This is a genomic window from Nonomuraea sp. CX421 (genome assembly GCF_059358955.1).
This window is the reverse complement of sequence record NZ_JCADBK010000004.1, coordinates 216153-238286: the sequence shown is the minus strand read 5'-3', so window position 1 is coordinate 238286 and position 22134 is coordinate 216153. Positions and strand designations below refer to the sequence as shown.

16 protein-coding genes and 1 pseudogene are annotated in these 22134 nt (G+C 70.8%); 6 read left to right on the top strand and 11 right to left on the bottom strand.

Annotated features, from left to right (window positions below; genetic code table 11):
• Positions 1-139 precede the first annotated feature (139 nt).
• The 3 genes from AC5L3X_RS09795 to AC5L3X_RS09785 all read left to right on the top strand — a co-directional run bounded on the left by AC5L3X_RS09795 (position 140) and on the right by AC5L3X_RS09785 (position 2625).
• Entirely contained in the window at positions 140-403 is a 264-nt protein-coding gene (locus AC5L3X_RS09795; RefSeq protein WP_494856474.1) for an AAA family ATPase, read from the top strand.
• A 264-nt stretch (positions 404-667) separates the two neighbouring features.
• Positions 668-1597, top strand: a complete 930-nt coding sequence (locus AC5L3X_RS09790) for a hypothetical protein (RefSeq protein ID WP_494856472.1) — start codon at positions 668-670, stop codon at positions 1595-1597.
• Between the two features lie 203 nt (positions 1598-1800).
• Complete coding sequence (locus tag AC5L3X_RS09785) at positions 1801-2625, top strand: universal stress protein (RefSeq protein WP_494856471.1); 825 nt, start codon at positions 1801-1803, stop codon at positions 2623-2625.
• Position 2626: 1 nt separating this feature from the next.
• Here the strand turns inward: AC5L3X_RS09785 and AC5L3X_RS09780 are convergent, their stop codons facing one another.
• The 7 genes from AC5L3X_RS09780 to AC5L3X_RS09750 all read right to left on the bottom strand — a co-directional run bounded on the left by AC5L3X_RS09780 (position 2627) and on the right by AC5L3X_RS09750 (position 10739).
• Positions 2627-4405, bottom strand: a complete 1779-nt coding sequence (locus AC5L3X_RS09780) for an ABC transporter substrate-binding protein (protein WP_494856470.1) — start codon at positions 4403-4405, stop codon at positions 2627-2629.
• Positions 4406-4423: 18 nt separating this feature from the next.
• Positions 4424-4699 carry a DUF2160 domain-containing protein gene (locus tag AC5L3X_RS09775; RefSeq protein WP_494856469.1) on the bottom strand — a complete coding sequence of 92 codons (276 nt, stop codon included), beginning with the start codon at positions 4697-4699 and terminating at the stop codon, positions 4424-4426.
• A 2-nt stretch (positions 4700-4701) separates the two neighbouring features.
• Positions 4702-5544, bottom strand: coding sequence for a carbohydrate ABC transporter permease (locus tag AC5L3X_RS09770; protein WP_494856467.1), 843 nt, complete (start codon positions 5542-5544; stop codon positions 4702-4704).
• 5 nt (positions 5545-5549) lie between these two features.
• Complete coding sequence (locus tag AC5L3X_RS09765; protein ID WP_494856465.1) at positions 5550-6521, bottom strand: carbohydrate ABC transporter permease; 972 nt, start codon at positions 6519-6521, stop codon at positions 5550-5552.
• Positions 6522-6537: 16 nt separating this feature from the next.
• On the bottom strand, positions 6538-7782 hold the full coding sequence (locus tag AC5L3X_RS09760) for an ABC transporter ATP-binding protein (RefSeq protein ID WP_494856463.1): 1245 nt from the start codon (positions 7780-7782) through the stop codon (positions 6538-6540).
• Positions 7775-8914, bottom strand: a complete 1140-nt coding sequence (locus AC5L3X_RS09755; RefSeq protein WP_494856462.1) for an ABC transporter ATP-binding protein — start codon at positions 8912-8914, stop codon at positions 7775-7777. The genes AC5L3X_RS09760 and AC5L3X_RS09755 overlap by 8 nt, the downstream gene beginning before the upstream one ends.
• A 310-nt stretch (positions 8915-9224) precedes the next feature.
• Entirely contained in the window at positions 9225-10739 is a 1515-nt protein-coding gene (locus tag AC5L3X_RS09750) for a golvesin C-terminal-like domain-containing protein (RefSeq protein WP_189124655.1), read from the bottom strand.
• A gap of 235 nt (positions 10740-10974) precedes the next feature.
• On the opposite strand from AC5L3X_RS09750, the gene AC5L3X_RS09745 reads away from it, so the two are divergent.
• Positions 10975-12996, top strand: a complete 2022-nt coding sequence (locus AC5L3X_RS09745) for a family 10 glycosylhydrolase (RefSeq protein WP_494856816.1) — start codon at positions 10975-10977, stop codon at positions 12994-12996.
• A 42-nt stretch (positions 12997-13038) separates the two neighbouring features.
• Here AC5L3X_RS09745 and AC5L3X_RS09740 read toward each other — a convergent pair.
• Together AC5L3X_RS09740 and AC5L3X_RS09735 are read right to left on the bottom strand one after the other, a co-directional pair.
• Positions 13039-13608 (bottom strand): annotated as a pseudogene (locus AC5L3X_RS09740) (NAD-dependent epimerase/dehydratase family protein); the annotation flags it as partial.
• 110 nt (positions 13609-13718) lie between these two features.
• Positions 13719-15401, bottom strand: a complete 1683-nt coding sequence (locus AC5L3X_RS09735) for an RNA polymerase sigma factor (protein ID WP_494856460.1) — start codon at positions 15399-15401, stop codon at positions 13719-13721.
• 358 nt (positions 15402-15759) lie between these two features.
• Here AC5L3X_RS09735 and AC5L3X_RS09730 point away from each other — a divergent pair, with 358 nt between their 5' ends.
• Positions 15760-16743, top strand: a complete 984-nt coding sequence (locus AC5L3X_RS09730) for a DUF2804 domain-containing protein (protein WP_494856458.1) — start codon at positions 15760-15762, stop codon at positions 16741-16743.
• 43 nt (positions 16744-16786) lie between these two features.
• Here the strand turns inward: AC5L3X_RS09730 and AC5L3X_RS09725 are convergent, their stop codons facing one another.
• Complete coding sequence (locus AC5L3X_RS09725) at positions 16787-19591, bottom strand: hypothetical protein (RefSeq protein WP_494856456.1); 2805 nt, start codon at positions 19589-19591, stop codon at positions 16787-16789.
• 102 nt (positions 19592-19693) lie between these two features.
• Positions 19694-20032: a hypothetical protein gene (locus tag AC5L3X_RS09720; protein ID WP_494856455.1), complete on the bottom strand. Its 339-nt coding sequence runs from the start codon at positions 20030-20032 to the stop codon at positions 19694-19696.
• 431 nt (positions 20033-20463) lie between these two features.
• Between AC5L3X_RS09720 and AC5L3X_RS09715 the strand changes: the two genes are divergently transcribed.
• Positions 20464-22083, top strand: coding sequence for a DUF4434 domain-containing protein (locus AC5L3X_RS09715; RefSeq protein ID WP_494856453.1), 1620 nt, complete (start codon positions 20464-20466; stop codon positions 22081-22083).
• The last annotated feature ends 51 nt before the right edge of the window (positions 22084-22134 follow it).

The following is a 22134-nucleotide window of genomic DNA, read 5'->3' as shown; positions in this document are numbered from 1 at the left end:
CTTCGCAGCTTAGAAGACCGCACCGACAGGTCACGCCGGGCTCACGCGACCTGTGGCCCCCGGCTCTCGCCCGCGCCGAAACGGGACGTTTGATCTGTGAAAGGGCGTGCAGTTGAATGGTCGGGTGCATGTGGGCCCAGTGATTTCTCCGGTTCTGGTGGGGCGGGAGAAGGAGCTCGCCCGGCTCGTGGCTCTCATGGCCACCGCGCCCTCCGTGGCGGTCATCGAGGGCGAGGCCGGCATCGGGAAGTCACGCCTGGCCGCCGAGCTGCTGGGTGACCCGGCCGTGGCGGGGATGCGGGTGCTGCGCGGGGCGTGTGTGCAGATCAGGGAGCCGTTCCCGCTCGGGCCGATCGTCGAGGCATGCGCGGACGCGCGACCGATCTGGCGGGGGCGGAGCTGACGCCCGTCGCGGGAGCCCTGCGCGACCTGCTGCCCGAGCTCGCCGGGGTGCTGCCGGAGAAGCCCGGCCGCATCCCGGACTCCATGCACTACAAGGTCACCGGCCGCCAGCTGCACCGCGTCGACTTCGAGGTGCCCACCGGGCCGTACACGAAGGCCTCGATCTCGCGGAGCACGTGGCGTACCGACGACGTCACCTATCTGGGCACCGGCACGGACGCCGTGAACTGCGCTCTCCCGCTGCCGCAACGCAGGTCGCAGTGGGGTGTGGCCGCTCGACCCCACGATCGTGCACTCCACGGGCATGTCGGCCCTGGTCACGCCGGACCCGGCCGCGGAGATCGAGGAGAGCCGTTACCGCGTCGACGTCTTCGACAAGCCGGGGAGCACGTCGCAGCGGTGGTTCGCCACCCCGAGCACACCCGGTGCCGCCACGGCCTCCGACAAGGTGTTCAAGCTCGCCGATCCGAAGGCCGCGCCGCTCCAGAACCTGGTGGTCGGGGTGCCGTGCGCGATCTGCGTGCACGGCGGCAACCTCTGGGTGACCCCGTCGATGGTCAGCGGGGTCGGGGAGCGGCGTGACGACGGCACGGCCTTCGGGGACCTCCGGCCGCGCTACGAGATCCACCTGTACCGCGACGGCAGGGAGATCCCGAACGCCCCCGTCGACCCGTTCACCACGCTGCCGCGCTACCCGCTGCCGGAGGGCGAGGGCGGCTACCGGCTGACGGCCGCGAACGACCTGCAGCACGTCGAGTGGACGTTCACCGCCCCGCCGGGCGAGGACCACGCCAAGCCCGGTCTCAACTGCTACGCCTGGTGGATCGACGGCCCGATCGAGCACTGCCGGACCGCTCCCGCCGTGTACGTCAGCTACGACCTCGGTGGCAGCCTGTCCATCGAGAACAAGGTGGCCGCCGGCCGCAGGCACACCTTCCAGCTGGAGGCCTACCACGGGCCCTCGTCCGCGAAGATGCCCGCCATCGCGGGCGTCAAGCTCTGGACGAGCACCGACGACGGCGCCACCTGGAAGCCCGCCGACCTCAAGCGGGGCCGTGACGGCGTCTACACCGCCGGCGCCACGTACCCTGCCTACCGCGCCACCAAGGGCGCGGTGAGCCTGAAGGTCGAGGCGTGGGACGCGGCCGGCAACCGCGTCAAGCAGACCACGCTCCGCGCGTTCGACCTTCGCTGATCCGAGGCCCGGTGCCCGCTCCGTCGGTGACGGGGCGGGCACCGGCGCGCATACCGCTTGATCGCCTTGAATCCGTCCTGTTCGGGTGCTCGGGAAAAGGGCCTTCGACCGGCTCTTGAGGGACGTTCGCCTCGGGTGTGAACCGGCGGCTGGGAGGATGGTGGGATTAAACGGCGAGGTTGTGGCGTGATGGGAGAAATGTCGTGATCGTTGTCGGAGTGGACGGGTCCCGGGCCGGGCTGGAGGCCGCCGGATGGGCCGCGAGGGAGGCGGCGCTGCGCGAGGTGCCGCTGACCGTGGCGCACGCCATCGCCGCGTGGGCCGTCGACACGCGTGAGGGCCGCTTCGCCGAGGTGGCCCGGTGGATGCGTGAGGGGGGCACGACGGTGCTGGCCTCGGGGGAGGAGCGGGTCCACAGGGAGGCGCCCAAGGTGAGCGTCGAGACGACGCTGCTGCCCGGAGATCCGCGCACGGCCCTGATCAAGGCGGCGGCCGGCGCCGAGCTGCTGGTGGTCGGCAACCACGGGCTGGGCGGCGTGCGCGGGATGCTGGTCGGTTCGGTCGCCTACGGGGTGGCCGGGCACGCGCCCTGCGATGTCGTGGTCGTGCGCGAGCTGCCTCCGTCCCCGCGCCCCGAGGTGGTCGTCGGCGTCGACGGCTCGGCCGCCGGTGAGCGGGCCCTCGACTTCGCCTTCGCCGAGGCGTCGATGCGCGGGGCGCGGCTGCGCGCCGTGCATGCCCGCACCTGGCCGGACGTGCCCGAGCCGACCTCGGTCGGCGGCGAGCTCGACCTGCTCAAGGAGAAGGTGGCCGGCCGGAGCGAGCGCCACCCCGGCGTGACCGTGATCGAGGAGGTCGTGCAGGGCCATCCGGTCGAGGTGCTGCGTCAGGCCGCCGAGGGCGCCGCCCTGCTTGTCGTCGGCTCCCACGGGCATGGCGTGCTGGCGGGCATGGTGCTCGGCTCCGTCAGCAACGCCATGTTGCAGCATGCGCCATGCCCGCTGGCCATCGTCCGCAGCGGCGGGTGACTCAGTCGCCCGACTTCCACTGGGCGATCAGCTTGTCGTAGTCGAGCGTCTCCGGCTTGCCGCGCTCGTCCGCGAGCTTCGGCACCGGGGCGCCCGGCTGGTCCAGCCAGTGCTGGGCGGACTGCTCCGGGTTCAGCTTCGGCGCGCAGGCGCCGCCGTAGCCGCGGCGTTCCAGCCGGGACAGGATGTCGTCCTGCTGCTTGGCGAGGTTGTCCATCGACTGCTGGGCGGTGGTCTCATCGGTGACGGCGGTGGCGACGTTCTGCCACCACAGCTGGGCCAGTTTCGGGTAGTCGGGCACGTTGGTGCCGGTCGGGGTCCACTGCTTGCGGGCCGGTGAGCCGTAGAACTCGATCAGGCCGCCGTACTTCTTGGCGTTGTCGGCGAAGTAGTCGCTCCTGATGTCGGAGTCGCGGATAAAGGTCAGGCCGGCGATCGACTTCTTCAGCGAGACCGTCTTGGACGTCACGAACTGCGCGTACAGCCAGGCGGCGGCCCGGCGCTCCTTCGGCGTGTTCTTCAGCAGCGTCCACGAGCCGGCGTCCTGGTATCCGAGCTTGTTGCCGTCCTTCCAGTACGCGCCGTGCGGGCTCGGGGCGATGCGCCACTTGGGCGTGCCATCGTCGTTGACGACCGACAATCCGGGTTTGGTCATGTCGGCGGTGAACGACGTGTACCAGAAGACCTGCTGGGCGATGTGGCCCTGGGCGGGGACCGGGCCGGCCTCGCTGAAGTTCATGCCCGCGGCCTCCTTCGGGGCGTACTTCTTCAGCCAGTCGACGTACTTCGTGAGCGCGTAGACCGCCGCCGGGCCGTTGGTGTCGCCGCCGCGGGTCACCGACGAGCCGACGGGGCGGCAGTTCTCCACCCGGATGCCCCAGTCGTCCACCGGCAGCCCGTTGGGGATGCCGGCGTCGCCGTTGCCCGCCATGGACAGCCACGAGTCGGTGAACCGCCAGCCCAGCGACGGGTCCTTGCGGCCGTAGTCCATGTGGCCGTAGACCTTCTTGCCGTCGACGGTGCCGTTGCCGTTGACCTTGTTGGTGAAGAAGTCGGCGATGTCCTCGTAGGCCGCCCAGTTGACCGGCACGCCCAGGTCGTAGCCGTAGGCGTCCTTGAACTGCTTCTTGATGTCCGGGTCGGTGAACCAGTCGTAGCGGAACCAGTAGAGGTTCGCGAACTGCTGGTCGGGCAGCTGGTAGAGCTTCCGGTCCGGCCCGGTGGTGAAGCTGATGCCGATGAAGTCGTCCAGGTCGAGCGTGGGGGAGGTGACGGCCTTGCCCTCCCCGGCCATGTAGTCGGACAGCGGCAGCACGTAGTCACCGCGCGAATGGGTGCCGATCAGGTCGGAGTCGTTGACGTAGGCGTCGTAGATGTTCTGGTCGCCCTGGATCTGGGTCTGCAGCTTCTCGATGACGTCACCTTCCTGGATCAGGTCGTGCTTGATCCTGATGCCGGTGATCTCGGTGAACGCCTTGGCGAGCTGCCGTGACTCGTACTCGTGCGTGGTGATCGTCTCGGACACCACGTTGATCTCCATGCCCCGGTACGGCGCGGCGGCCTTGATGAACCAGTCCATCTCGGCGAGCTGCTGATCCTTGGACAGGGTGCTCGGCGTGAACTCCTGGGAGACCCACTTCTGCGCGGCGGCCTTGCCACCGGCCTCGGTGTAGTCGCTCTGACCGGCGCCCTCGCCCTGCGAACAGGCGGCCGCGAGCAGGACCAGCGCGGCCGCGGTGGCCGTCGCCCGTCGTCGTGGGACTTTCCTGTGGAACGGCATGTTCGGGTCCCTCCTGTGTCAACCCCAGATACCGATGACCACCGCCACCAGCAGCGCGCACGCCAGTGCGAGCCACATGGACAGGTCGGTGACGGCGATCCACCCCGCGAGCACGACGGCCGCACTGATGAGGCCGATGTAGAGCCGGTCCCCCCGATCGGTCTCGATGCGCAGAAAGCCCCGCCGCGCGACCGGCGGGGAGAAACGGGCCCATACCGCCATGACGCAGAGCAGCAGGGCGAGGCCGATGAACACCAGGGCCGTGGGAGGCGTCCAGACCATCCAGTCGGGCATCGTCAGACCCTCCCCAGCGCGAAGCCCTTGGCCACGTAGTTGCGTACGAACCAGATGACGACCGCGCCCGGGATGATCGTCAGCACGCCGGCCGCCGCGAGCAGCCCCCAGTCGACGCCCGCCGCGCTCACGGTGCGCGTCATGGTGGCGGCGATCGGCTTGGCGTTGACCGAGGTGATGGTGCGGGCGATGAGCAGTTCGACCCAGCTGAACATGAAGCAGAAGAACGCGGTGACCCCGATGGCGGAGCGGATCATCGGCAGGAAGATCTTGATGAAGAAGCGGGGCAGGGAGTAGCCGTCGATCGCGGCCGTCTCGTCGATCTCGCGTGGGATCCCGGACATGAACCCCTCCAAGATCCAGACCGCGAGCGGCACGTTGAACAGCATGTGCGCGATGGCCACGCCGAGGTGCGTGTCGAACAGCCCGACGCTCTGGTAGATCTGGAAGAACGGCAGCAGGAACACGGCCGGCGGGGCCATCCGGTTGGTCAGCAGCCAGAAGAACAGGTGCTTGTCCCCGGCGAACCTGAACCTGGAGAACGCGTAGGCGGCCGGGATCGCCACGATCAGCGACATGACGGCGTTCATCGAGGTGTAGATGATCGAGTTGAGGTAGCTGGAGTACCACGCCGGATCGGTGAAGAAGGTCTGGTAGTTCTCCAGGGTCGCCCGCTGCGGGATGAGCGAGAAGCTGCCCAGGATGTCCTCGTTCGGGCGGATGGACATGCCGAACATCCACAGCAGCGGCAGCATCAGCGTGGCCGCGTAGAGCCAGAAGACGGTACGCGCCCAGGGAAGCTGCCGCCGGGCCCGCCTGGCCGTCGCGACCTGCCCTCCGGCCATCCCGCTCACCTCCCGGTCCTGGTCAGCACGGTGAAGAAGACGTACGAGACGATCTGCACGATGAGGAAGTAGAGCAACGAGAAGGCGCCCGCCGGCCCCAGGTCGAACTGACCGACGGCGATCTTCGACAGCAGGACGCTGAGGAACGACGTGGCGTTGCCGGGCCCGCCACCGGTCACCACGAACGGCTCGGTGTAGATCATGAAGCTGTCCATGAACCTCAGCAGGATCGCGATCGTCAGCACCCCGCGCAGCCGGGGCAGCTGGATGCGGCGGAACGTGGCCCACGCCGAGGCGCCGTCGATCTGCGCGGCCTGGAAGTAGGGGTCGGGAATCGACCGCAGCGCGGCGTAGGCGAGCAGCGCCACCAGCGGCGTCCAGTGCCACACGTCCATGATCAGCACGGTGAGCCAGGCGTCGGTGGAGTCCAGCGTGTAGTTGAAGTCGATGCCCAGCACGTGGTTGATCGTCCAGCCGCCGAGCCCAATGTCGGCGCGGGCGAAGATCTGCCAGATGGTGCCGACCACGTTCCAGGGGATGAGCAGCGGCAGCGCGACGACGACCAGGGCCACCGACACCCAGAACCCGCGGCGCGGCATCGCGACCGCGATCGCCACCCCCAGCGGGATCTCGACCAGCAGCACCTGCGCCGAGAACAGCAGCGTGCGCAGGAACGCGGCGCGGATCTCCGGGTCGCGCGTCACGGCGCGGAACCACTCCAGCCCGACGAAGATCCGGTCGTTCGGGCTGAAGATGTCCTGCACCGAGTAGTTGACGACGGTCATCAGCGGGATCAGCGCCGTGAACGTCACGGACACGACGACCGGCAGCACGAGCAGCCAGGCCCGGTTGTTCCTGGGCTTGGCGTCCGCCCGCCGGTCGGGCTCGTCGCGCGGCGTGGCGGCTACGACGTCCGCCTGGCCGCCTGCCTGGCCGTCCGCCTCGCCGCCCGTGACGGCGGTGGTCTGGTCGGTCAACTCTCACCCCTCCCGCTCACGCCTCGCCGCTCCTGTTCACTCGGTCCTTCGGTGCGCGTCCCTCCGGCTCGCCCGGCGCTCCATTCAGGGCGGCGACCGTGCCGCACCTGACGGCGTCGCGGAACAGGAACGCCCGGTCGGCGGCGAACCGCACGAACCCGGCGTCGCCCGGCTCGAACCGGGTGCCGGCGTCCGTCTTCACGACCAGCGAGTGGCCGTCCTGCCTGGTCTGGCCGTCCTGCCTGGTTTGGCCGGGCTGGCTGGTCTGGCCGTCCCGCTCGGCCGGCGGGGGCCCGTCGTGGCCGTTCACCAGGACGTGTACGAGGTCGTACGAGCCCATGCGGTCCACGCCGGTCACCCGGCCGGCCACTCCCGGCGTGGACCCGGCCGAGTCCAGCACGGCGAACTCCGGCCGGATCCCGATCCGCACGGGACCGGGCGGCACGGGACCGGGCGGCAGGTCGCCCACCGCCCGCCCGACGGCCGCCCGCCCGACCGAGACCACGCCGTCGGAGACCTCGGCCGGCAGCACGTTCATGCCGGGCGAGCCGATGAAGTGGCCGACGAACTCGTGCGCCGGCGACAGGAACAGCTCGGTCGGCTCGCCGGCCTGCACGATCTCGCCGTCCTTGACGACCACCACCTCGTCGGCGAACGTCAGCGCCTCGGTCTGGTCGTGGGTGACGTAGACGAAGGTGTGCCCGGTGTCGCGGTGGATCTCCTTGAGCGTGCTGCGCAGCGTCCACTTCATGGCCGGGTCGACCACGGTGAGTGGCTCGTCCAGGAGCACCGCGGCCACGCCCGACCTGACCAGGCCGCGGCCCAGGCTGACGATCTGCTGCCGCCCCGGATCCAGCCGCCGTGACCTGCGGCGCAGGTGGTCGTCCAGCCCGAGCATCCCGGACACCCGGCGGACCCGGCGGTCGACCTCCGCCTTCGGGTACTTCCGGTTACGCAGCGGGAAGGCGAGGTTGTCGTAGACCGACATCTCCTCGTACAGGACGGGAAACTGGAAGACCTGCGCGATGTCGCGGCCGGCGGTGGGCACGGCCGTCATCTCGCGGTCGTCGAACCAGATGCGGCCCGTCGTCGGCGTGAGCAGGCCCGAGATGATGTTCAGCAGCGTCGTCTTGCCGCACCCGCTCGGGCCGAGCAGCGCGTACGCCCTGCCGCTCCGCCAGGTCCAGGTCATCGGCTTCAGGGCCCAGGTGCGGCCGCCGTCGTAGCTGTGGCCCACGCCTTCGAGGCGGATGTCAGCCATGCCGGTCGACCTCCGCAGCGGTGGAGGCGGCGGAGGCGGCGAGCAGGCGGCCCCCGTTCTCGTCGAAGACGAACAGGTGCGCCGGGTCGACGAAGGCGGTGGTCGACTCGCCGGGGACGAACAGCTGGGTGCCCGGCAGCTGGGCGACCAGATGCCGCCGCCCGGTCAGCAGGAGGTGCAGGAACGTGGCGCTGCCCGTCACCTCCGCGAGCCGGATCTCGGCCGGGAACGCGAGCGTGCCCGGCCCGCCCTCGCCGATCGTGACGTGGTGCGGCCGCACGCCCAGGACGACGTCCTGGGCGGCCTCCTGGGTGACGTCCTGGACAGGAGAGTGGGCGGGGGGATGAGCGTGCGGCACGGGGAAGGAGGTGCCGAGGCACTCCACGCGGCCGTCGCGCACGACTCCCGGCAGCACGTTGAGCGGCGGGTCGCTGAGCGCCGCGGCGACCGCCAGCGTCGGCGGCCGGGCGTACATCTCGGCGACCTCGCCGACGTGCCGCACCCGGCCCTCGCCGAGCACGACCGTCGGCGCGGCGAAGGTCAGCGCCTCGGTGGGGTCGGCCGTGGAGTAGAGGACCACGCTGGACGAGCCCTGGAACATGGTCCTGAGGTCGGCCCGCAGCTGCTCGCGGAGCTTGAAGTCGAGGTTGGCCAGCGGCTCGTCCAGCAGCAGCACGTCGACGGGCCGGGCCAGCGCGCGGGCGATCGCGGTGCGCTGCTGCTGGCCGCCGGACAGCTCCGCGGGCCTGCGGTCGAGCAGCTCGCCGAGGCCCATGAGCTCGGCGACCTCGCGCACTCGCCGGTCGATGCCCGCCCGGGACAGGTCGCGGGCCAGGCGCAGCGGGGAGGCGATGTTCTCGTACACCGACAGTGAGGGGTAGTTGATGAACTGCTGGTAGACGAAGGCGACGGACCTCTTGCGCACCGGGACGGAGGTGACGTCGGTCCCGTTGACCGTGACCCGGCCGGCGTCGGGCGGGAGCAGCCCGGCGACGACCCGCATGAGTGTCGTCTTTCCCGCTGCCATGGGCCCGACGAGCATGGTCATTCCGCTCGATAATTCGAGGGAGATGTCGTCGAGCCAAATCTCTCCGCGCCGCCGGAGGCGGACCCCGTCGAGAATCAGCGCCATGTACCCGGTCCTCTCCGCCGGAGCATGATCAACCGTGCGCCGACAGCGAATGCGAGGTCAGCGCGGTGATCGCGACAGTCGAGACGCCCTGCAACCCCATCTAACATGCTCCGCTTCTACCTGCAAAGGGCAAAGTTGATGTTGAATTCCGTACGCCGGGGCATGGCGCATTAACCGGGAAAGGGAAAGCCCACGTCATACGGCCCGCGCCGGAAAGGACGCGGGCCGTACGGATGCCGTCATGGACGGATTCGGGTGGACGGGTTCGGGTGGACGGGTTCGGGTGGACGGGTTCGGGGGACCGATCGCGTTACCGGCTGATGCGCACCGCGTCCGCGATGACGTAACCGGTGCCGGCGGTCCACCGGCTGACGCCCACGACGTTCTGCGTGCCCGCGTTGAGCGAGAACGAGCCGATGGTGCGCCAGGCTCCGCCGCCCGATCTCTGGTCGACGTAGACGGTCTGGTTGCCGCCGGACGCCGCCACGATGTACGGCGCCGAGCTGTTGTATCCGGCGTCCGCCGGATACCAGACCTCGATCTTGTAGGTGCCGGCGCTCGGGATGTCGGCCTGGAACCAGGCCCCGTCACTGCTGGTCACCGGGGTGGCGAAGCGGTAGTCCGCGCCGTTGCGCTGGCTGGAGTAGGAGGAGGTGCCCCAGTTGGCGCTGGCGGTGAACTGGCCCGCCGTGGCGTTGTCGATCGTGGTCGTCCACGTCGGCGGCGTGGTGCCGCCACCGGTCACGTAGTTCATGTACGTGGTCCAGTTCCAGTGCGAGCCCGGGTCGGTGTGCGTGGCTCCGGGCACCTGGTTGTGGCCGATGATGTGGGTGCGGTCCTTCGGGATGCCGTACTTGTCGCACATGTAGCGGGTCAGCGCGGCCGAGGCCCGGTACATCGCGTCGGTGAACCAGGAAGCGTCGCTGACGAAGCCCTCGTGCTCGATGCCGATGGACCGGGTGTTGTAGTTCCAGTTGCCGGCGTGCCAGGCGACGTCCTTGTCGCGCACCATCTGGGTGACGGCGCCGTTGGACGACTTGATCACGTAGTGCGCCGACACCTGGGCGCTCGGGTTCTGGAACCAGGAGATGGTGCCCGCGTACGAGCCCTGGGTGACGTGGATGACCACCCGGTCGATGGCGTAGCTCGACTCGCGGCTGGACACGGTGTAGTTGCTGGAGCTGGCCGCGACCCAGGCCGCGGGCGGATAGTCGGTGCTCTGCACCTCGGCCTGCGCGTTCAGGTCGCGGGCCTTGGCGTAGGCGCCCCGGTCGGCGGTGACCTCCTGCGCCTTGACCGTCACGCCGCGCGCCTCCAGGCCGAGGCCCAGCAGCTCGTAGACGGCGTCGGCGTACAGGCGGGCGAGTTCGGGGGAGGAGGCGTTGCCGTACTTGGCGACGGCCTGGTACCAGCGGCCGGCGTCCTTCCTGGCGGCCTCGTCGAGGCCCAGCTCGTCGGCGTAGGCGCGCAGGACCGCGGCGCCGCCGAGGATGTTGGCCTCGTCGTCGGAGCGCAGCTCGGCCACCGGCAGCTTGGTGAGCTCGGCGGCCTTCTCGAGCGTGTGCGAGGTGGGGTTGCTGACCAGGTGCATGAGGCCGTAGCCGTTGCTGGCGCTGGGCTTGCCCTCGTGGCCGTCGAGGTGGGTCTCGGCGTAGCCGAGCGCGACGAGCAGGTCGCGCGGAACGTCATGTTCGGCGGCGGCCCGGTCGAAGGCGGCGGGCAGGGGCGCCTCCTTGGCGGCCAGGGCGGGCGGGGCGCCGGTGACCAGGAGGGCCGTGAGGGCGGTGGCGACGAGAGCTGCTAATCGCGTGCGGGCGAATGCCATGGGGAGCTCCTCGTTGGGGGGCAACGGCTTGCACATTAGGTGAGTTCGCTGACAAATGTCGATAATTGACATTACTGGGGAGTTGGAAGAAACTTTTCGCCCGCGCGGACAGACTGTGAAGGCGGGTGTAGGAGTCACGGGTGTCCGGTGTGTCCCGGAAGTGAAGTTGGGCCCCCGGATCGCGTGAAAACTATTGCGCCGCGAAGGGTCGGTAGTGAAACTTCTCTTCGTGACCATGCATCGCGGGAGCCGGTCAAGGCGGCTCGTCGAGACCATCGCGGGCGCCGTCCCGCGCGTCGTCCTGGCGGCCCTCACCGCCGCACTCCTCTGCGCCGTCGCGCCCGCCCCCTCGGCCGCGGCCACCCTGACCACCCCCGCCGCCCTGTCGGCGGCCTGCGCCACCGACCCCGCGAAGCCGAAACGGCAGCTCCGCGCGATGTGGATCTCCTCCGTCGCCAACATCGACTGGCCGAGCCGCACCGGCCTCAGCGTGGCGGCCCAGCAGGCGGAGTTCCGCTCCTGGCTCGATCTTGCCGTGCAGAAGCGGATGAACGCCGTCATGGTGCAGGTCAGGCCGACGGCCGACGCGTTCTGGCCGTCCTCGTACGAGCCGTGGTCGCAGTGGCTGACCGGCACCCAGGGCGGCAACCCCGGCTACGACCCGCTCGCCTTCATGGTCAGCGAGGCCCACGCCCGCAACCTCGAACTCCACGCGTGGTTCAACCCGTACCGGATCGCCAACCACGACGACCCCAGCAAGCTGGTGGCGAGCCACCCCGCCCGGCAGCGCCCCGAATGGCGCTTCGCCTACGGCGGCAAGCTCTTCTACAACCCCGGCATCCCCGCCGTCCGCGACTTCATCGAGGACGCCATCATGGACGCCGTCACCAGGTACGACCTTGACGGCGTGCACCTCGACGACTACTTCTACCCCTATCCGGTGAGCGGTCAGGCCATCCCCGACTCCGCCACCTACGCCCAGTACGGGAGCGGCTTCGCCAACATCGGCGACTGGCGGCGCGAGAACGTCAACCTGCTCATCAAGGAGCTGGACCAGCGTATCCACGCCGCCAAGTCCTGGGTCTCCTTCGGCATCAGCCCGTTCGGCATCTGGCGCAACGCCTCCACCGACCCGCTCGGCTCGGCCACCTCGGGGCTGCAGTCCTACGACGCGATCTACGCCGACAGCAGGCGCTGGGTGAAGCAGGGCTGGGTCGACTACCTCGCGCCGCAGCTCTACTGGCACATCGGGTTCGGCACGGCCGACTACGCGGTGCTCACCGCCTGGTGGTCCGAAGTGGTGCGCGGCACCGGGGTCCAGCTGATCATCGGCCAGGCCGCCTACCGGGCGGGCGCCTCCGGGCAGGACGCCGCCTGGCAGGACCCCGCCGAGCTCAGCGACCACCTGACCGTCAACCGGGGGCATCCCGAAGTGTCCGGCGACGTCTACTTCAGCGCCAAGGACGTCAGGGCCGACCGGATCAGCTCGTTCACCACCCTGGCGAACGCCCACTACACCCGGCGGTCCCTGCTTCCGGCCCGCGGCTCGGCCGCCGCGCCGGCCGCGCCCTCGATCACCTCGGCCACCCGCGGGTCGAGCGGCGTCGCGCTCGCCTGGCAGGGCTCGGCCACCTCCTACGCGGTCTACCGCGTGGACGGCACCCCCGGCGCGGCCGATCCCTGCTTCTTCGCCGACGCCCGCAACCTCGTCGGCACCACGCGGCAGACCACCTTCACCGACACCACCGCCTCGGCCACCGCGCCCTACACCTACTACGTGACCGCGCTCAACCGGACTCACCAGGAGAGCGCGGCGAGCGCCGGCAAGGCTCCGACCGGCTCCGGCACCGGGTTCAGCGTGATCGTGGACAACGCCGGCACCGGCTTCACCGCCGGCTCGGCGTGGGGCACCTCCACCTACTCCACGCAGTTGTACGGCTCCGACTACCGCTTCGCCGACCCCGTCGCGGCCAGCGACCCCGCCTGGTTCAGGACGGCCATCCCCAGCGCGGGCAGCTACCGGGTGGAGATCTGGCATCCGGCCAACGCCGGCTACAACAGCGCCGCGCCGTACATCGTGGCGGCCAGTGGCGGCAACCAGACGATCAACGTCGACCAGCGCGCAGGCGGCGGCCAGTGGCGCTCCCTCGGCACCTTCACCCTCGCCGCGGGCACCTACGACGTGGTCGGAGTCAGCCGCTGGACCTCGGCCACCGGCTACGTCATCGCCGACGCCGTCCGCATCACCCGGCTCTGACCTCGGCCTACCTCGGCCATGAACGGCCGCCCGCCGCCGCGACTACCTCGGCAGCGAGCGGCCGTTCGCGTCGAGGTAGTCGCGCCACGAGCGTTTCGGACGCCAGCCGAGCAGGCGCGCCGCCTTCGCGCAGGAGATGCCGGAGGCGTCGGGGCGGGCGAGGGGGCGCAGCTCGATCCGGTCGCCGTACCGCTGCCGCAGCACCGTGGCGAAGTCGTGCCCGCCGGCGTTGTCCGGCGAGGCGATGTAGAGCACCTCGTGGCCCGGCAGGTCGGACTCCGCCGCCAGCACGATGGCGTCGGCCAGGTCATGGACGTCGATGTAGCTCCACAGCCCGGCGGCCTGCTCGGACGCGTCGCGGACCAGCGGGCCGAGGTTGCGCTCGTAGTTGCCCTCGTGCTGCACCCAGCTCGGCCGCAGGGACAGGCACCGGATGTCGGCGCGGCGCACGGCCGCGTCCATGAGCTGCTCGCCGAAGTGCTTCGCGATGGCGTACGGGTCCTGCGGCCGGATCGGGTGGTCCTCGTCCACCGGCGCGTAGTCGGGGAGACAGGGCCGGTCGGCGAAGAAGAAGCCCGGTACGGCCTCGCTGGAGATGTTCACGAAGCGGGGGACGCCGAACCTGTCGCGCTGTCCAACCGGAGAATGCCCGGTCGGTCAGGAAATCACCAGTCATGTCCGGTCGCTCCTGATGCGCCGCAGAGCCCGTACGGGATCGTGGATCACCCGGGGACGTAGAGGTACATCACCACCGTCCGGGGACCGCCCATCGTGAACGCGCAGGACTTCGACTGCCCGCCGCAGGGGCCCTGGCGCCATTCGGCCAGGTCGTCCGCCGCCCGCAGCGTGACCTCGGCGCCCTCGGCCACCTGCCACGAGCAGTCGTGATCGGTGTTGCCCGGCTGCTCGCAGATGCCGAGACTCTTGCCGTCGGCGGTCGCCTTCAGGTGGGCGCCGTAGCCGGTGAGCCGCACGGTCAGAGTGTGGAGGGGCGTCGCGGGCACGGGTTGCGGCTGCACCGGCTGCACGACGACGGGATGCTGCTGCTGGTCGGCCGGGGTCTGCGCTTGCTGCTGCTCCGAGGTCGCGCCCTGCTCGGAACCGGACTCCTGCCCGGAGGCTGAGTCCTGCTCGGGTGCCGTCTCCGCCTCGGGGGCCTTGGGGCCCTTTTCCTCCTCAGGCTCCGCCTCGGAATCGGTCTCGGCCTCCGGGCCCGCCTCCTGCCCGGGGGGCGTCCCCTGGTCCGGCTGGGTGAGCCGAGGGGTGTCGGTGGTGTCCTGGCCGTCCCCGTGCCGGTCGGCGCCGGCCGTCGCCTGTCGGCCGGAGGCATGGTCCTGCCGCCCGGTGCGGTCACCGCCTTCCTCGCCGCCTCCGGCGTCGTCGTCGCGCCGGGTCCGGCCCTCCTGCTGGGAGTCGTTGCCCCCCGAGGGGCCCGCCGCCCCGACGTACGGGTCGCGTGCCAGCGCGGGAACCAGTTCGGAGGCCAGCTCCAGGGTCTGCGGCCGGACCGCGAACAGGAGAGCGCCGAGCAGGAGCACCAGCGTCCACGCCGTGAGCGCCTGCCCCGTATGGGCAGGCCCACGCGGCGGCCGGGGCCCACGGGACCTCGGCACCCGGGCAGGGCGGGTGCCCGTCTCGGCGCTGACCAGTTCGAGGGCGTCGCGGATCTGGTCGACGATCTCGGGACCGAGCAGGAACGGAGCGCCGCGGAGGGTTCGGGCGAGCGGGTCCCATTCCGCCTTCGCGCAGACCGGGCAGGTGCCGAGATGCGTGACGACCGCGTTCAGGTGCGTGCGACTGATGCGGCCCGCGCGCCGGCCTTCGTGCGCGGTCTGGACGGCACTCTCCAGGCCGGGACAGGCGGACGGCTGCGCGCCGGGCCGCCCGCGCATGACGACGTGGGCGGACGCTCTGATGCGGGGCCGACCCCTGGAACGTTCCTTCCGCTCCTTGTCGGTCAGGGGCGCGAGCGGCCCGAGGACGTCGTACTCGATCACGGAACGGGCGGCCTGCTCGAACGGCTCGGGAAGCGCGGCCAGTGCCTCGTCCAGCGTCCTGGTGAAGTCGGTGTCCAGGAACGTCTCCAGCGGGTCGTCCGGAGCCGGGCGGTCGAGGACGGACAGGTCGTCTTCGCGGTATTCGGCGACCGACTTGCGATGTCGCGATTCGCGGTACTTGAGGCTGGCGTTTTTAGCAGCCTTCGCGATATATGCTGTGATGTCCTGGATTTTGTCTAGTTCGCCCGGTGTGCGGAAATGCTGGAAAAGCGTGACCATCGTTTGCTGGATGGCCTCGTCGGCGTCGTGGCGATCGACGAGGATCTCGTTGCAGATCTTGGCGATGTACGGCCGGTGGCGGCGCAGTAGTTCCTCGACCGGCCGGCCGTTCCTTTCGATGTCAGACATGCCGTCGCTCCTCCTCCTTGTCCAGGATGCTGCGAAAACGCCGCGTACGCGCACGGAAGCGAGAACCTCGCAACATTCGTTTCGCGTAAAACCAGAGAGTTGCTGTTGATATGTCGGAAATAATCGCAACGAGAATCGCGTCGATCAATGTCCCGTCGTTCATGGATTTACCTCCGGGGGCTCGGCCGAGTGGTCTTCGCCCGGCTTTCTTTGCTCCTCTAGAGGCCGGCGGCGCCATGATCGTGACGGTTTCCGGCAGGGAATTTCTCGCCGTTACGCGCGAGCGGTCGCGCCCCCGTCGGCTCGGCCGGACCGGTGCCCCCGGGCGGGCCACAGGATGTGGCGCTAGCCTTCGGTCATGTCGACGCACGAACGGGAGATAACAACCCGTACCGACCTATGTCTGCCCAACGGGCGGCTCAACCCGGACGCGGTCGGGTGGACGCGGCGCCCGCTGCACCGGGGCAACCTGCGCGGCTGGGGCCGGGCCAAGCGCTGGGAGTACTGGGGGATCGTCACCCCCTCACACGTGATCGGGCTCGTGGCGTCGTCACTCGACTACGCGGGCGTCCACGGCGTCTACGTCCTCGACCGCGCCACCGGCGTTGAGCTCTCGAAGGACGCCGTGGTGCCGCTGGCCCGAGGGGCCGTCTTCCCCGACCGCAGCGGCGAGGGCACGGCCCGTGTCAGCGGCGGCGGCGTGACCATCGACATCGTCCAGTCGCCCGGCGGCACCTCGCTGCGCGCCCTGGCGTCCGGCATCGAGCTGGACGTCGAGATCCCGTCGCCGGAGGGCCACGAGTCGCTCGGCGTGGTGGTGCCCTGGGGGCCGACCCGGTTCCAGTACACGGTCAAGGACCTCGGCCGGCCCGTACGCGGCGTGCTGCGGCTGGCGTCGGGAGAGCACCGGCTGACCGAGGCCGACTCGTTCGCGGTGCTCGACCACGGGCGCGGCAAGTGGCCCTACTCCATGACCTGGAACTGGGCCGCCGGCTGCGCGCCCGGCCTGGCGATCCAGCTCGGCGGCAAGTGGACCGACGGCACCGGCATGACCGAGAACGCGCTGTTCGTGGACGGCCGGCTGCACAAGATCGGCGAAGAGCTGACCTGGACCTACGACCGCGGCGACTGGCTGCGCCCGTGGCGGATCACCGGTGAGCGGGTCGAGGTGGAGTTCACCCCCTTCCACGACAAGATCTCGCGGACCGAGCTGGGCGTGGTGGGCAGCCAGACGCACCAGTGCTTCGGCCACTTCACCGGCCGGGCGCGCGCCGACGACGGCGGCTGGGTCGAGTTCGACGGCCTGACCGGCTGGGCCGAGGAGGCGCGCCAGCGCTGGTGATCACCTCGCCCGACCGGCCGTGCGTCAGCCGATGCCGGCCGGGTCATCCCAGGTCGGCCGCCAGTGTCCGGGCGAGGCGGAGGATTCTGCCGGTGCCTCTGCGGGCCGCGAAGGCGGTCAGGGCCGGGAGCTCGCCGCGCGCCTCCGACCAGCGGGCCACCCGGATGGCCAGGACGACCAGGTCGAGGTGCGCCTTGGTCGGGTGGGCGGTGTTCTCGGGAAGCAGAGGCGGCATCGCCGTGGTGAGGATCCGCCACACCTCGTGGTGCATGCCGTGGCGGGCCTCCGCGTCCAGCCTGTCGACGAGTGCGCGCAGGGTGATCTCATCGCTGAGCACCCTCTGGGCGAGCACGACGCCCAGGTGCTCGGCGGGAAGGTCGCCGGCGGCGGCCAGCCGGCGCAGGGCGCGCAGCGCGGGCGCCGTGTCGTTCTCGGCGTAAGGCCGGGGAAAGATCCGGTACGCCAGCAGGAGGGCGAGGGCCGATCCGGTGGGCCCGGCGGTCTCGGCCAGGTCGCGCAGGACACCGGACGGCATCCGCGCCTGCGGCGGGAGCAACTGGTGCCCGATCAGGTGGGCCGCCACGACCTCCCGGTGCGACGGCAGGACCCCGGGCCAGCGGTCCATCATGTCGCCGAGGTGCCCGTCGCAGACGTAGTTGACGTGGCGGGGCTGGTCGGCGAGCAGCTCGTCCACCAGTGGCAGGCCCGTGGGCGCGGCCTCGACCGTGGTGACCATCCAGATCCGGCTACCCAGGCCGTCGTCCGCTCCCGACGGGGTGATCCGCACGACGGGGTCGGGCAGGCCGTCGCCCGCCAGCCAGCGGGCCGCCCGGCGACCCGCGTCCGACGTGAGGCGCGCGGCGCGTGCGGCCACGGCCGGGTCGATCTCGCGGGGCAGCCTGAGCAACGCCTGCTGGAAGTCGGCGGGCAGCGGCTCGGCCCCCGCCGCCTCCAGGGTCTCCAGCCCGGCCACCAGCTCGTCCGGATCGACGTGACCGGTCGACAGGGCGGGCCGGGCGAGCAGCAGCGGCGGCAGGGTCCCGGAACGGGCGGCGGCGCGGACCTCCGCGTACCTGTGCAGGATGAACCGGTGCAGCGGCGAGGCCCGCCTGGCCCCCGGAAGCCGGTCGGGCTCGTCGTGCATGGTCGCCGGGAGCCCGCTGTCGCGGCGCAGCTGGTACATGAACGCGGCGCTCTCGGTCGGGTACGCCCGCCCCGGGTCCACCAGGTCGCCGGCGAGAACGCGCATCCAGGTGCCGTGCTCGCGCCACTCGTCGCGGAGAAGGCGCCAGTCCTCCGTCTTGGCGATCGGCGCCAGCGCCGATCGCAGCGCCTCCAGGTCGCGGGTGGCAAGGTGGACGAAGGTCGCCAGCGTTCGCTCGGCCGCCTGGGGCGCCTCGTCCAGGCACAGCTCGGCCAGCTCCCTGGCGGTGCGCGGCGGGGCGACGGCCGGGACCGGCCCGCGTGGCGCGGGCAGCCGCTGGGGGACGAACGCCTCCTCGGGGTCGGGCACGGGCTCCGGCTGCTCGACCGGCTCGCCGCCGATGGCGGCGGCCAGCCGGTTGTGCAGGTCGGGCGGCAGCGTGCCGGTGCCCTCCCGCAGGGTCTCCAGGCCGGCCTCCGTGAAGTGCCGGGCGTGCCGGACCGCGAGCCGCACCGCCTGCTCCTGTACGCTCCACGACTCGTGGCCGAAGGCCATGGCCAGGGCGGGCGACAGGTCGTCGGCCCGTTCCGGCGCGTGCCGCAACGACTCCCGCAGCCAGCTCAGCCCGGCCCGGACCAGCCCGGCCTCCGCCCGGAACAGCAGCCCCTCCAGCGCCTCCACCACGTCGGCCGGGTCGAGCGCGGGCAGCTTGCGCAGGTGCCGCAGTGACAGCTCGGCCACCGGTCCCGGCGCGGTGGGCAGCAGCCGCGCGTAGTCGATGGCGTGTGGCGCGAGCTCGGCGGGCGTGGGTTGGAGCTGCTCGTGCAGGCGGGCGAAGAACCGCAGGTCGGGGCCGTCTCCGCCGCGCAGGAAGCGGCGTCGGCAGCCGTCGAGCAGCAGGTCGCGGCTCACCCCGCCCTTGGCGGCGAGGCCGCACAGGAAGGAGAGCCACGTGCGGTCGTCGCGGAGTCGCCGCCCGACGCCCTCGGCCTCGAAGATCCGCGGCAGCAGGTGCTCGCGCAGCGGATCGTCCCGCCTCGGCTCCTCTGACACCCATCCGACGACCAGCGGGTCGTGCTCGGGCGGCGTCGCGCCCGTACGGCGGAACAGGGCCAGGGCCAGCGGGAGGTTCAGATTCCGAGGGGCGCGGCGGCGCACGGGACGCAGGCGCAGCGCCAGCCGCGTGGCCAGCTCGGCCTGCCAGGCGGCGGGACGCGCGGCGATCACCTCGATCAGCGGGTCGAACGCGGCCGTGGGATCGCCGGCGACCTCCCAGCGGTCGAAGTCGCGCCGGTTGATCCAGGTCACCACGGCCTTGGCGGAGCTGATGGTGCCCGCGCCGGCGACCCGCATCGGCTCTATCCACCCGTTGGTGTCGGGCAGGCCGTAGTCGGGCTTCGGAGCGTGATAGGTCCAGATCATGCGCCATGACTGCTCGAACTCGTGCTGGGAGATCTCGCCGCGTTCCTGCCGCCCCAGCAACTCCTCCTGCGTGGCCAGGAGCGCGCGCTCGCGTGCCGCCGCGTGGTTCGCGCGGGGCTGATGGGCCCGCTGCCGGGCCACGGCGATGTGGCCGGGCAGCTCGGCGGCCACCTCGCGCCGGGCGGGTTCGTCCAGCGCCGTCACGGTCTCGACGAGCTTGGCCAGGTCGCCGGTGTCGATGACCTCGCTCACCACGGTCCAGGTGGTGGGGTTGGATGGCATGGCTCGGTCTCCTCCGGTCGGCGCGGGAAGTCGTGATCTTGTCAGACCGCGCCGACATTTCCGGCCACCGTCCTCCCCCGCGCATACGTCAAGCCATGGCGTTTACGACGCGCACTTCGCGGCTTCGGTCTTGGCCTGCGTCTCGGACGCGCCGAAGGCCTGAATTTTGTCGAGTTTGTCCTTGCCGTCGACGTAAGCCTGGATCCCGGTCTCGTCGCCGTATTTCAGGAAGACGCCGGCCAGACAATCCAGGGCAGAGTCTGGCACGCCCTCGTAATCGGGCTCGGCCTTCAGCTTGCTGATCAGGGCCGCTTTGTCAACGCCCCCGCCCTGAGCGGCCTCCGTGGCGCCGTCGCCACTTCCGCAGGCAGAGACTCCCGAAGCCAGGGCCAGGGCGGCGAGAGTCAGCGCGGACCGACGGACAATTCTTGATAACTGCATGGCTGAACCTTCTGTAGAGACGTAAGAAAATGAACCGAGGTGCAGGCGTCAGTGACATACCGCGCATGCGGAATCGCTTATGGTGCGACAGGGATAGCCGTGACTCGACGATCGACCTATTTGTCCTCGGGGCGAAGCTCGCTGAAGATCATAGCTGGGGATCGCGAACAGTGAAGTGAATTGCCCAAATTCGGCGTCAGCTCGAATAGTAAGCATTCATGCCAGCGCATTCCGGCGCTGGATGATCGCGAAGAGTGATCGTTTCGAGGCCGGTGCCCGCGCCGACGATCCACATCTCGCGTGATCTTGCCAGGAGCCGCCGAGGTCACGGGCTTGTCAGGAACAAAAGTCGATCAGCATCGCACAAACCGACGAGACCGGGTATGTGCGGGTATGTGCGACAACGGGTTCGGCTCATTCTCTGGTTGGTCGTGATCTTCGCGGCGGGCGCGGCCGTGGTGCCGGACGCCGGCTCCGCCGGCGAGGCCGAGTGCCCGCCGAGGGACACCCGCGTCACGGCCCCGTACGCGATCAGCGGCTACTGGGTGGTGCCCCGCGCCGACCCGTGCCTGACCCGGCGCACCGTGGAGGCGATGCACGCGGTGGGCGGCGACACGATCATCACGTTCGGCCCCCGGTTCGCGCTGAGCACCGTCGACGCGGGCGGCCGGGTGCGCGCCAAGGGCGAGCCCGTTCCGGGCTTCGCCGACTGCCTGGAGAACGGGAAGCCCTGCTACCTGGCCGCCCGCGACGCGATCCCCGGCAAGACGATCCGCCGCGTCTTCACGTACGTGACCAGCGAGCGTTTCGGGTCCGGCGTGCTGCGCTGCGAGGGGTTGGACCGGCGGATCGAGAGCCGCGGACGCGTCTACTACCGGCTGCTGCTCGGCCGCTCCTGCGACGCCGGCGAGTACGACCTCGTCCTGGTCGCGACCGACGGCGACGGCCTGGGCAACCTGCTGACCGAGGCCGCGGGCTACGGCATGAAGGTTTACCCGGGGCTGCCCGCCGCCCCGCAGGACCCGGACAAGCCATGGCTGCCCGACCTCGCGCACCTGGACGTGCTCAACGCCTTCACCGGGCGGGTGCTGGCCGACTACCGGGAGAGGTACGGCACGTGGCCGTCGCTGGGCGGGGTGTACCAGTCGTTCGAGCTGGCCATGCGGGACCGGGCGCCCCGCGACGAGGTCCTCACCCTGTACGCCGCCCAGCACGCGGTGGTCGCCGCCACGCTGCCCGGCCGGACGATCACGGTCAGCCCCTACTGGGACGCGCGCAGGTTACGGGGATTCCCGCCGGACTCGGTGGGCCGGGGCTTCGCGGAGATAGCGGCCACCCGGGCCGGGGCGTCCATGGCCATCGCCATCCAGGACGGTCGCGGCGTGGGCAAGGTGCCCGTCCACGGCCCCCACGAGGCCGACAGCCAGGTGGCCGAGCGGCTGGTGCCGGTCGTGGGCAGGCTGACGAACCGGCAGGCCTACCACGGTTCCACCCGTGACTACGTCGAGGCGGCGGCCCGGCACGTGACGCCGGGGGTGGAGCTCTGGGTGAACGTGGAGGTGTTCGAGCCCACCCCGGTGGCCGGCGAGTGCGGCAGGTCCGATCCGCTGCCGTTGCGCGGCCGGGCCGCGAAGAGCCGGGTCGACCGCCAGATCATGGCGGTGGGCCGGCATGCCACCAAGATCATCGCCTACGGCTGGGACCCGTTCCTGACCTGCCGGCTCAACTGGGACACCCCCTCGCTGAGCGACGACCTCGCGGCCGGCTGGCAGGAGCCGATCATCGTGCACGCCGCCCTGGACGGAGGCGACCTCGCGGTCGAAGGCCACAACCTGCGCGGCGGCACGCTGCAGATCGCCTACCGGCAGGCGGGGGCGGGCGAGGTGCGCGTGGACGTTCCGCAGGCGGCGCACACCGCACGCGGCGGGTTGGAGTCGGCCCGCGTGCCCTTCGCTCCCGACCGGCTGGATCCCGCTCACCCCTGGATCACGGTCAAGGCGGTGAACGGCGCGGGCCGGACCAGCACGAGCGGTCACACCTTTCGCGGCTGACAGGCACGCGACCCAGCCGGTCGGGCCGGGCCCTTTCGCCCGGCCCGGCCC